The organism is Bradyrhizobium guangzhouense, assembly GCF_004114955.1.
In the GTDB taxonomy this organism is placed as follows: Bacteria; Pseudomonadota; Alphaproteobacteria; order Rhizobiales; family Xanthobacteraceae; genus Bradyrhizobium; species Bradyrhizobium guangzhouense.
The window spans coordinates 4,595,671-4,606,136 of sequence record NZ_CP030053.1 but is presented as its reverse complement, the minus strand read 5'-3'; the positions used below and the strand labels follow the sequence as shown (position 1 = coordinate 4,606,136).

At 64.0% G+C, this 10,466-nt stretch carries 10 protein-coding genes; 2 read left to right on the top strand and 8 right to left on the bottom strand.

What is annotated here, in order from left to right; all coding sequences use genetic code 11:
- Positions 1–17: 17 nt before the first annotated feature.
- The 5 genes from XH91_RS22310 to XH91_RS22290 form a co-directional block, all read right to left on the bottom strand.
- Positions 18–848 (bottom strand): carbohydrate ABC transporter permease, encoded by an 831-nt coding sequence (locus tag XH91_RS22310; RefSeq protein WP_128952566.1) that lies wholly within the window; start codon positions 846–848, stop codon positions 18–20.
- Positions 845–1,816, bottom strand: coding sequence for a carbohydrate ABC transporter permease (locus XH91_RS22305; protein WP_128952565.1), 972 nt, complete (start codon positions 1,814–1,816; stop codon positions 845–847). Before XH91_RS22305 ends, XH91_RS22310 begins: the two co-directional genes overlap by 4 nt.
- Positions 1,817–1,824: 8 nt before the next feature.
- Positions 1,825–3,183: an extracellular solute-binding protein gene (locus XH91_RS22300; protein WP_128952564.1), complete on the bottom strand. Its 1,359-nt coding sequence runs from the start codon at positions 3,181–3,183 to the stop codon at positions 1,825–1,827.
- A gap of 111 nt (positions 3,184–3,294) precedes the next feature.
- Positions 3,295–4,215: a LysR family transcriptional regulator gene (locus XH91_RS22295; protein ID WP_164933734.1), complete on the bottom strand. Its 921-nt coding sequence runs from the start codon at positions 4,213–4,215 to the stop codon at positions 3,295–3,297.
- A gap of 458 nt (positions 4,216–4,673) precedes the next feature.
- Entirely contained in the window at positions 4,674–5,537 is an 864-nt protein-coding gene (locus tag XH91_RS22290; protein WP_128952562.1) for an NmrA family NAD(P)-binding protein, read from the bottom strand.
- A gap of 184 nt (positions 5,538–5,721) precedes the next feature.
- On the opposite strand from XH91_RS22290, the gene XH91_RS22285 reads away from it, so the two are divergent.
- Both XH91_RS22285 and XH91_RS22280 read left to right on the top strand, forming a co-directional pair.
- Positions 5,722–6,069, top strand: coding sequence for a winged helix-turn-helix transcriptional regulator (locus XH91_RS22285; protein WP_245470722.1), 348 nt, complete (start codon positions 5,722–5,724; stop codon positions 6,067–6,069).
- A gap of 19 nt (positions 6,070–6,088) precedes the next feature.
- Positions 6,089–6,682 (top strand): dihydrofolate reductase family protein, encoded by a 594-nt coding sequence (locus XH91_RS22280; RefSeq protein ID WP_128952560.1) that lies wholly within the window; start codon positions 6,089–6,091, stop codon positions 6,680–6,682.
- 226 nt (positions 6,683–6,908) lie between these two features.
- Here XH91_RS22280 and XH91_RS22275 read toward each other — a convergent pair whose 3' ends face one another.
- The 3 genes from XH91_RS22275 to XH91_RS22265 are packed head-to-tail and all read right to left on the bottom strand — an operon-like array spanning position 6,909 to position 10,428.
- The gene (locus XH91_RS22275; protein WP_128952559.1) at positions 6,909–7,622 is read right to left on the bottom strand and encodes an ABC transporter ATP-binding protein; all 714 of its coding nucleotides are present in this window, start codon (positions 7,620–7,622) and stop codon (positions 6,909–6,911) included.
- A complete protein-coding gene (locus XH91_RS22270; RefSeq protein WP_128952558.1) occupies positions 7,619–9,388 on the bottom strand; it encodes a branched-chain amino acid ABC transporter ATP-binding protein/permease in 1,770 nt (589 codons plus the stop codon). The genes XH91_RS22275 and XH91_RS22270 overlap by 4 nt, the downstream gene beginning before the upstream one ends.
- The gene (locus XH91_RS22265) at positions 9,385–10,428 is read right to left on the bottom strand and encodes a branched-chain amino acid ABC transporter permease (RefSeq protein ID WP_128952557.1); all 1,044 of its coding nucleotides are present in this window, start codon (positions 10,426–10,428) and stop codon (positions 9,385–9,387) included. The genes XH91_RS22270 and XH91_RS22265 overlap by 4 nt, the downstream gene beginning before the upstream one ends.
- Positions 10,429–10,466: the final 38 nt, after the last annotated feature.

Below are 10,466 nucleotides of genomic sequence, written 5' to 3'. Positions count from 1 at the left end.
CCTTCGTTGATCGCGTCTTATTTCACGGCGCCTTGCGTGAGACCCGCCACGATGTAGCGCTGGCCGATGATGAGCAGCACGAGTGCGGGCAGGATCGACAGCGCGGCGGCGGCCGCCATCTGCGTGTAGAGAATCTCGTAGTCCTGGGCGAATTTGGCGATCGCGACCGGCACGGTTGCGGTCTGCTTCATGGTCAGCGTCAGCGCGACGCCGAAATCGTTCCAGCTGAACACAAAGGTCAGGATGGCGGTTGCGGCGAGGCCCGGCGCAATGATCGGCAGGACGATCCGCCACAGCAGGACCGGCGTCGTGGCGCCGTCGAGCCGGGCGGCTTCCTCGAGCTCGACCGGCACGTCGCGCACGAACACGCCCATCAGCCACAGCGCCATCGGCAAATTGAGCACGGTGTGCGCGAGCACCACGGCGGTCAGCGTGTTGTCGAGGCCGACCGTGCGCATGATGGTGAACCAGGCGCTCGCCAGTGCCAGCGGCGGAAACATGTGAAATACCAACGCCCAGCCAAGGAAGACGTGCACGAACCAGCGCGGCCAGGACATCCGGTTGAGCGACCATGCGGCGAGCGTGGCGGCGAGGAGGCAGATCAGCGTGCTGAGCGTGCCGACGACGAGCGAGTTGCGGTAGTTGACGAGGAAGTCCGAGGTCTTGGAGAACAGCACCTCGTTGAAGTTCTTCAGGACCGGCGTGAACCAGAACGCGCCTGACAGCAGCGAGATCTGGGTGCGGAATCCGGCAGCGACGACCCAGACCACGGGGATGAGCACAAGCAAGGCCGCCGCGACCAGCAGGGCATGAACGATCAGCGCGCGCGCTTTCGGAGGCATCGTCATTTCGCGGCCCCCATCCGTCCGCGCGCCGCGAAGGCCGCCGACAGCAGAATACAGGTCATGAAGATGATCGCGACCGACATCGCCGAGCCATATCCGGTCTGGTCCTCGCGGAAGAAGCGCTGGTAGAGCGTGAAGCTCATGACCTGGGTCGACGTGCCCGGCCCGCCGCCGGTGAGCAGATAGACCTCGTCGAAGACCTTGAAGGCCAGCACCAGCCGAAACGCGAACGTGACCATGATGGTCGGCAGCATCATCGGCAGCGTCACGTAGGTGAGTTCCTGCCAGCCGGAGGCGCCATCGATCTTGGCGGCCTCGTAGACATCCTGCGGCAGCGATTGCAGGCCGGCGAGGAACAGCAGGAAGCAGAACGGCGTCCAGTGCCAGATGTCGACGAAGATCACCGAAGCCAGCGCCGTGGTGGCCGATCCGAGCCAGTTGAGCGGATCGATCCCGACCAGTGCGATCGCTTGGTTGACCAGGCCGAAATCGAAGTTGAGCAGCAGCTTCCAGATCGCACCGACGACGATGCCGGGAACCAGGATCGGCAGGATGAAAATGGTGCGATAAAGCAGCCGGCCGCGCGTGACGCCGGTGCAGAGCAGCGCAAGCACGAAGCCGCACAGCATCTGGCCGCCGACGGCAAACAGCGCGAACAGGATCGTGTTGAGGATGCCGGCGCGGAACAGCGTGTCGCCGGCAAGCGCGCGATAGTTGTTCAAGCCTGCAGCGGCGAAGCTCGAATGCCCGCCGCTCCAGCTCACGGTGAAGAAGCTCGTCGCGAACAGATTGACCAGCGGCAGCACGCTGAGCGCAAGCAACAGGAGGAGTGCCGGCGACAGCGTCAGCCAGCGCCACGCCCGCTCATCGAGGCCGCGCCGGAAGTCGGCCGCGGCCGGCCGGCCCGCCGGGGCGGATGGTTCTGCCGCCACCGCAGCCATTTGCGCGGCGGCGCTCGCTGATGGCTTCATCTTGAGCCTCAGGGCAGTGCGGGCAGTTTGCCGGTATTGTAGCCGTGCTTCGACATCACGCCAAAGATCTGCTCGGCCATGCTGTTGAGGGCCTGGACCGACGTTGTATTGCCGGCGACGGCCTGGTTGAGGCCGAGTTCGAGGATCGAGATCACCTCGCTCGCTTCCGGGAACTGATAGATGTTGACCGCGTGCGGCAAGGCTTCGCCGAGCGGCTTCATCCAGCGGTAACGGCGCTCCTGCGCGATCGGGTCGCGATAGCTTGCCGCGCTGACGGGGATGCCGCCGACCTTGGTGTAGGCGAGCTGGGCTTCCTTAGTCTGGAACCAGCGCAGGAATTCCAGCGCGCTGCGCTTGCGATCGTCAGGCACGTTGCGTGCGATGCCGCCCAGCCAATGGCCAAGGCCCGGACCGGTCGAGAAGCCGTCCGCATGCGGCGTGACCGCGAACTCCACCTTGTCGACCACGGCGGATTTATCAGGGTCGTCCATCTGCGACCATGCCGACACCACCACCATGATGTGCGCCGCCTTGCCGGTCAGCATGTTCTGGATCACTTCGGCCTGCTCCAGCGAGGCCGTCTGTGGATGGCCGGCTTCCTTGGCGATTCGCAAATAATAGTCGAGCGCGGTGCGGCCGGCCTCGTTGTTGAGGGTGACCGTGTAGTCGCCGGCGGCCTGGTTCTTGAAGATGCCGCCGCCGAAGCCGTAGAGATAGGGATAGAAATCGTAGCTGACGGTCGCCGGCCCGCGGGCGCCGCGCTGGACGATGCCGTAGCGGCTCGGCGGCTTGTGCAGCTTCTTTGCGTTGGCTTCGAGCTCGGCAAACGTCTCGGGCGCCTTCAGGCCCGCGTCCTTGTAGAGATCGCCGCGATAATAGAGCAGGGGGATCAGCGGCGAGATCGGCACCGACATCAGCTTGCCGGAGGCCGCCATCGTCTTCTTGTCGGCATCGAAATAGACGGTGTTGTCGAGCGTGTAGACATCAGGGTCGAGCTTGAAGGACGGATCGATCGCCGCGATCGGCTCGACGAAGCCGCCGAAATACATCTCGGCGACCCATCCGGAGTTCATGATCAGCAGGTCGTACTGGCCGTTGGCGGCACGCACCGAGTTGCGCTGCTTCTCCAGCGATCCCGCGAAGGGATTGACGTCGAGCTCGACCTGGTTGCCGGTTTCCTTCTCGTAGAGCTCGACCGTCTTGCGGAAGCTGTCGAACCAGGGCGACTGGTTGATCACGATGGTCATCGGCGCGACCTTGGCCGCCGCCGCGTAGCGCCACGGCGCAGCGAGCCCCAGCGCGACCGCACCCCCTGCACCCACGACCTGACGGCGCGTCAGGCCACGCTTCCCGCTCTGTCCCGGCATATCAATCCTCCCGCCCGCGTTTCGGCCGATTCCGGCTCTCTCGGACGCCAAGCAAAACAGGATTCAGGTATTCTTACAAAGAGATAATTGTGTCGCAGGTATAGACAAAAGCTATGGTTTGCCTTTGCGGCCCGCTGTCTCCGCGGCACAGACGGTCTTGAGCGCATCGATGATCCCCGCGGCCGCCGGCGAGACCCAGCCGTCCTTGCGCGTGATGATGCCGGCATCGCGCGTCAGCGCAAGCTCGGGAACATTGAGCATGACGAGGCCATCGCCCTCAGGCGTCTGCAACGTCTTCGACACGGTGGTGGCGAGCGCGTCGGAGTGCCGAAGCACGTTGAGCTGAAGCGCCACCGATCCGCTTTCGAGCACGCTCGAGGGCGGCGGCAGATCGTTTGCGACGAACAGCGCATCGAGCCGGCGATGCGCCCGCGTCGCATGTGGCGGCTTGATCCAGGGATATTGCAGCAGGTCGCGCATGTTGACCCGTCGGCGCCGGGTCAACGGATGGCCGCGCCGGCAACAGACGCCGAGCCGGTCCGACGTGAGCGTCAGGGCCTCGAATTCCCGCCGGTCCTCGGGCGAGGGAATCTCGGCGACGACGAAATCGAGCTCGCCTTGCCTCAGCGCGCGAAGCAGCTTTTCATCGAAACCGGCCTCGATGCGGACGCGCACCAGCGGATGCGCCGAGAACGTGCGCGCCAGAGCCGCCGGAAGATAACGGCGCAGCCATGTCGGACCCGCTCCGATCACGACCGTGCCGACGGCGCCGGAGCGCTGCGCGGCAATCTCGTGACCTGCATCCTTCATCTGGACGTGCACGGCCTCGGCGTGGCGCAGCAGCGTGGTCCCGAACGATGTCAGCGCGACGCCACGCGGCAGACGCTCGAACAATTTGACGCCCAGTTGCTCCTCGAGCAGCCTGATGCTCTTGGTCAGGGTCGGCTGGGCAATGTTCAGGTCAGCCGCGGCAAGCGATATGTTCTTGCGCTGCGCGACACGCAGGAAATATTCAAGCTGTCGAAAGTCCATCGCTGCCCGTACCCCGAACGCTTCCCTGCTTTCAACGTCTCCATCGCACCAGGAAGAGGCTCTCCGCAAGCTGGCGCTCTGGTTGGCAGCCGGGGCTGTTGGCCATCCCACGAGCGGCGATGATGGCATCATGCCACTGTTTTGCCCGACGGAGCAAGCGAGTTTCGTAAAATCCGCAAGAAGCCCGGCTGCTGGAGGGAAGATCGGCTCTTCATGCACTCGAAAAAGCTGACCATGAGAACGGGTTGTCGCGGAACAGCTAGGCCCTCGCGACGAGCGGGCGAGCGCTCGCCCCGGACGAATGGATACGAACCGCTCCGGGATCGGCGAGATCATTCGGCTTGAGTTATGCCGCCGTGGCCGGGGTGTCAGCGTCGCGGAGTCGCCTGTTCGGCGTCAGCCGGCGGGATATTGCCGATGGGCTCTAGGGGCCTTCGGTGTATGCGAGGTCTTCGGAATTAGGGCTTAGGCAGCGTTAGGGTGGCGGCGAACCTTTCCAAAGTCGTCACAGTGGTGTTGCGCGGTGATCGCGCCTCTAACGCCCATTGCTCCCCTTCGTTGAAACTACGGGCAGTCTGTATGACTGCGTTGGCAAAGCTTTCCGACAGTCCCGCTTTGATCATCGCCTCGCGCGCCTCGCCGTAGTCCAATTGAAGATAGTTCACATTCGGCTTTCCCGTTGCCCTGCCCAGCATCGCCGCGGCTTCGTTCATCCGATAATCACCGCCGCCATGCAGTTCCTGGACTTGCGGGCCACGGAAAGGTTCTTCCGTGAGCAATTCCGCCACGCGCCCGCCTACATCGGCTGCGGCAACCATCGGCATTGCGCGGTGCGGGCTGAACGGCGAGGCGAAAACGCCCGTCGCAATCATCTGCTCGATCCCCTGAAGGAGGTTTTCCATGAAGAAGCCCGCCCGCAAGTGGACCAGCTCGGGGATGAGCAATTCATTCAGCCGGAGTTCCATCAGCGCGGCTCCTCTCGCGCTGCCTGTGGTGCCGCCGCCATGATGCGCCACCAATCCACTCAGGAGCACGACCCGCCTCGGCCTCCGCTTTGACAAGACTGAAACGAGCTTCTCGGCGATTTCCTCCTCGCGCCCGTGAAGATCCTGCGCCGCATAGTCGAACGGAATCATGATGTAGGCACCATCGACGCCCTCGAAGGCCCTGTCGAGCGCTCCGGGATCGTCAAACGAGACGCCCGACCGCCGCGCAACCGGCCGCACTTTATGTCCCATCGCTTCAAGTCGGGCTGAAGCGGCTCGTCCCACAGATCCCGTCGCTCCGGTGATCACGAAAGTTCTACGCTGCGCATTCGACATCGGCCGCTCCCGCACAAAGCTGATTGATGCTCTCGTTAAGAGAGCAGTTGCATCGTGCATGAACTGATGTCATTATGCAAGCAGTTTCATAATGAGAGCGTCTGACGCTATGCGCGAGGAAATGCGATCGAATTGCCCAATCAGCCTTGCCCTCGAGGTTTTCGGGGATCGATGGAGCTTGCTGGTGGTTCGCGATCTAATGTTCGCCGGGAAGCGGCATTTTCGCGAGTTCCTGAAATCCGACGAGAAGATCTCGTCACGCATCCTTGCCGACCGGCTCGACAGCCTGCTCGAAGCAGGGGTTATCACCAGGTCCGACGATCCGACGCACAGGCAAAAGGCAATCTACAGCCTGACCGAAAAGGGAATCGATTTGTTTCCGGTCATCGCACAGATCGGCATTTGGGGGAGAGCCTATCGCCCTGTCACCAAGGAGAGTGCGGCGGCAGCGGCGGAACTCGAAAGAGGCGGCCCACGACTTTGGCGGAAGACGATGGCCGAGCTCCGCCGGACACATTTGGCTCACCCATAGAAGCGGCCGGAGCATGTTGATGCGCAAGTTGGTATTGCAGATGCAGATGTCGACGGATGGCTATTTCGCCGTCGACAAGCCTGTCGATTGGCAGCTCTGGGGATGGGGCGAGCGTTGCAATTGGGACGATGACCTGAAAGGGGACTTCAATTCCATTTTCGCCTCGATCGATTGCATTCTGCTCAGCCGGAAGATGATCGAAGGGGGATATCTCGATCACTGGGGCGCCGCAGCGAAGCGCTATCCCGCCGACAAGTTCTATGCGTTCGCTCAGCGTGTGGTTGACGTCCCGAAGGTCGTCCTGACCCAACGTCTTACACGATCCCGTTGGGACCGCACTGTGATCGCTGGGGGCCCTCTTGAAGACGAAGTGCGGAAACTGAAGAACCGGCCGGAACGCAGCATCATCGCCTTCGGAGGGATCGGTCTGGCGTCTTCGCTCCTCGCGATGGACCTGGTGGAGGAGCTTCAGCTGTTCATCAATCCTGTCATTTTAGGCCATGGAGCGTCGATTTTCGAACGCAATCGTACAAAGCAACTGATGCTTCTCCAATCCAAGGCCTATCCCTGTGGCATGGTCGTTAACCGCTATCAGCCGCGACCGGCTCGCTGAGCGAACACGACACCCTGACGCTGCGGGATGAGGGCACGAGCGATCGCTGCATGAAGCAGGCGGCGATGATGACATCATGCCACTGTTTTGCCCGACGGAGCAAGAGGATTTCGTAAAATCCGTAAGTCCGCGACTAAGCCGTTGATGACGCTGTCGCCGGCTACTGTGCATGGGGTTGTTTTCGACGTTTTGTCGCAGTGGCTCGCCGGGCCTGATCCAACTGGGTTCAGTGTCCGCCGAGATAGGCCGTGATCAGCCTGTTATCGTGGATCAGATCCTTGGCGGGGCCGGCCTGCACGATCTCGCCGGTCTCGAGCACATAGCCGTAGTCGGCCGTCTCCAGCGCGGCGCGGGCGTTCTGCTCGACCAGCAGGATGGAGACACCGAGGTCGCGCAGCGAGGCGATGGTGCGGAAGATCTCGCGCACGATCAGCGGTGCGAGGCCGAGGCTGGGTTCGTCCAGCATCAGCAGTTTCGGCTTGGCCATCAGCGCGCGGCCGAGCGCGAGCATCTGGCGTTCGCCGCCGGAGAGGGTGCCTGCCGCCTGGCGCTGCCGCTCCTTCAGGCGGGGGAAGCGATCGTAGACCTCGTCGAGCGTCTTCTGCACGCCGGAACGATCGCGCAGGCTGTAGGAGCCGAGCAGCAGATTGTCGGCGACCGACATGTCGGAGAACAGCTCGCGCTTTTCCGGCACCAGGCACAGCCGGCGCTCGACGCGGTCCTCGACCGACATCCTGCCGATGTCGTTGCCCTGAAACACGAGGCGGCCGCGCGCAGCGAGCAGGCCGATCGCGGCCATCAGCAGCGTGGTCTTGCCGGCGCCGTTCGGGCCGATCACGGTGACGATCTGTCCTTCCTCGACCGACAGCGTGACGTTGCGGACCGCTTCGACATTGTCGTAGCAGACGGTCACACCTCGCATCGAAAACATCTCGCTCACGCGACGCCTCCGAGATAGGCCTCTTGCACGCGCTCGTCGCTGCGGATCGCGGCCGGCGCGCCCTCGCAGAGTTTCGAGCCGAAATCGAGCACCACGATGCGGTCGACCAGCGACATCACGAACTCCATGTCGTGCTCGACGATCAGGATGGTGAGATGGTCCGATCGCAGTGACCGCAGCAGCTCCGCAAGCCGCAGCTTCTCCTGGCGGCGCAGGCCGGCCGCGGGCTCGTCCAGCACCAGCAGCGCCGGGTCGGCGGCGAGCGCGCGCGCGATCTCCAGGATGCGCTGGTTGCCGAGCGGAAGATTGCCGGCGAGCTCGAACGGCTTGTCGCCGAGCCCGACACGTTCGAGCTGCATCAAGGCCTCGTGCCTTGCGCTGGCCTCCTCGCGCCGGTTGAGGCGGAAGGCGCCGGCGAACAGGCCCGTGCTGGTGCGCGCATAGGTCCCGAGCATGACATTCTCCAGGAGGCTCATGCGCGGCCGCAGTTTGACGTGCTGGAAGGTTCTGGCGATTCCACCCCTGGCGATGCGCGATTGCGGATCGCGCGTGATCGGGCGCCCGGCAAAGACGATCTCGCCCTTGTTGACCCGGAGCGCGCCGGTGAGGCAGTTGAACATCGTGCTCTTGCCGGCGCCGTTCGGTCCGATGACGGCGAGGATCTCGCCGGAGCGGACGTCGAAGCTGACCTTGTTCACGGCGACGAGGCCGCCGAACCGGCGCTCGGCGCCGTCGACCTTCAGCAGCAGCTCGCCCGGTGCCGGTTGTGCGCGGCGGGGCAGGGGCGGCGCGACGGGCGGCCGCCCGCGCTGGATCTTAGGCAGATAGCGCGCGACTGATGGCACGATGCCTTGGCGCGCCCATTGCAGGAACAGGATGAACAGCGCGGAGAACGCGACGATCTCGAGCTGGCCGGAGGCGCCCTTGGCGATCAGCGGCAGATAGTCCTGCACGCTGTTCTTCAGCAGCGTGACGATGGCCGCGCCCACGACGCCGCCGAGCAGGCTGCCGGCGCCGCCCACCATCGACATCATCAGATATTCGATGCCCATGCCGGCATCGAACGGCCCCGGGCTGATGAATCGGCTCATATGGGCATAGAGCCAGCCGGAGAGCGAGGCGAGGAACGCGGCGATCACGAAGGTGACGAGCTTGATCCGGAAGGCGTTGATGCCGAGGCTCTCGACCAGGATGTTGCCGCCGCGCAGCGCGCGCATGGCGCGGCCGAGCCGGGAGTCAAGGAGATTGTAGCCGAGGAAGAGGACCAAGGCGACAATGCCCCAGATCAGGAAATAGATCTGGTCGCTGGAGACGAGCGCGAACGATCCGATGCTGATCGGCGGAATCGACGAGATGCCGTTGAAGCGGCCGAGCCCGTCGACATTTCCGAACAGGAAGCCGATGGCGAGACCCCAGGCGACAGTCGACAGCGACAGGAAATGGCCCTGCAGGCGCAACGTGACGACGCCGAGAATGGCGGCGACACAGCAGGTCAGCGCCACGCCGAACACGAGGCCGAGCCACGGCGAGTATCCGTTCAGCGCCGAGACCCAGGCGGTGGCATAGGCCGCAACGCCGACGAAGGCGGCCTGTCCAAACGACACGATGCCGCCGACGCCGGTCAGCAGCGCCAGGCCGATCGCGACCAGCGAATAGATGCCGATATAGTTCATCAGCGTGATGCTGAACGGGCTGAGCACGAGCGGCGCGAGCGCGATGCACGCCACCGCGGCCATTGCTGCGAGCTGAACGTGAAGGCGCGTCATTCCTCGATCTCCTCCTCGGAATGCAGCGAGGCGAGCGATCGCCAGATCAGGATCGGGATCAGCAGCGAGAACACGATGACATCCTTCAACGCGCTGCTCTGGAACGACGCGAAGCTTTCGAGGATGCCGACGCCGACCGCGCCGATCGCGGCTCCAGGATAACTGGTCATGCCGCCGACGATGGCGCCGACAAAGGCCTTCAGCCCGATCAGGAAGCCGGAATCGTAGAACACGGTGTTGACGGGTGCGATCAGGATGCCGGAGACGCCGGCCATCAGCGAGCCCAGGAGATAAGCAATGGTGCCGGCGCGGGCGGGGCGGATGCCCATCAGGCGCGAACCGGTTCGGTTCACGGCGGTGGCGCGCAGCGATTTGCCGACGAGCGTGAAGTCGAAGAAGAGATAGAGCAGGCCGGAAAAGACGAGCGCTGCGATCACGATCAGCATGGTCTGACCCGAGATCAGCACGCCCGCGAATTCGGTCGAGAACGAGGTCAGCGGCTCGGTGCGGACGCCTTCAGGGCCGAAGAACAAGAGGCCGAGGCCGACCAGCGCGAAATGCAGCGCGACCGACACGGTGAGCAACAGCAGCACCGTTCCATCCGCGATGGGGCGGAACACGATCCGGTCCAGCAGCGGGGCGATCGGCGTGATCAGCATCAACGCCAGCACGAGTCTGACGGCGAGAGGGGGATCGGCGCGCATCGTCAGCCAGGCGAGGCCGACCATGGCGAGCGGCAGCACGAGATAGAAGAAGAGTGCGCGCGGTAGCAAGCGGGGCTCGCGGGCCCGTAGCAGCGAGATGATCTCGATCAGGGTTGCCAGGCACGCGAGGATGACGACCAGCGCGCCCGTGCCCGGAAAGCGCTTGGCGTCGAGGGCGGCCAGCGTCAGCGCCGTGAAGGCCGCGATGTCGCCAAAGGGGATGAAGATGACCCGCGTCACCGTGAAGATGAGGACGGTCCCGATCGCCACCAGCGCATAGACTGCGCCGGTGGCGATCCCGTCGATCGCAAGAATGGCTGCGATGTCGCTCGTCATTGAGAACGCTGTCCCCTCGTTGTGGTGGCCAGCCGGCG

Excerpts from the sequence above, each read along its gene's own strand:
- XH91_RS22310 (WP_128952566.1), bottom strand. The coding sequence starts at position 848 with ATGACGATGCCTCCGAAAGCGCGCGCGCTGATCGTTCATGCCCTGCTG.
- XH91_RS22305 (WP_128952565.1), bottom strand. The coding sequence starts at position 1,816 with ATGAAGCCATCAGCGAGCGCCGCCGCGCAAATGGCTGCGGTGGCGGCA.
- XH91_RS22300 (WP_128952564.1), bottom strand. The coding sequence starts at position 3,183 with ATGCCGGGACAGAGCGGGAAGCGTGGCCTGACGCGCCGTCAGGTCGTG.
- XH91_RS22295 (WP_164933734.1), bottom strand. The coding sequence starts at position 4,215 with ATGGACTTTCGACAGCTTGAATATTTCCTGCGTGTCGCGCAGCGCAAG.
- XH91_RS22290 (WP_128952562.1), bottom strand. The coding sequence starts at position 5,537 with ATGTCGAATGCGCAGCGTAGAACTTTCGTGATCACCGGAGCGACGGGA.
- XH91_RS22280 (WP_128952560.1), top strand. The coding sequence starts at position 6,089 with ATGCGCAAGTTGGTATTGCAGATGCAGATGTCGACGGATGGCTATTTC.
- XH91_RS22270 (WP_128952558.1), bottom strand. The coding sequence starts at position 9,388 with ATGACGCGCCTTCACGTTCAGCTCGCAGCAATGGCCGCGGTGGCGTGC.
- XH91_RS22265 (WP_128952557.1), bottom strand. The coding sequence starts at position 10,428 with ATGACGAGCGACATCGCAGCCATTCTTGCGATCGACGGGATCGCCACC.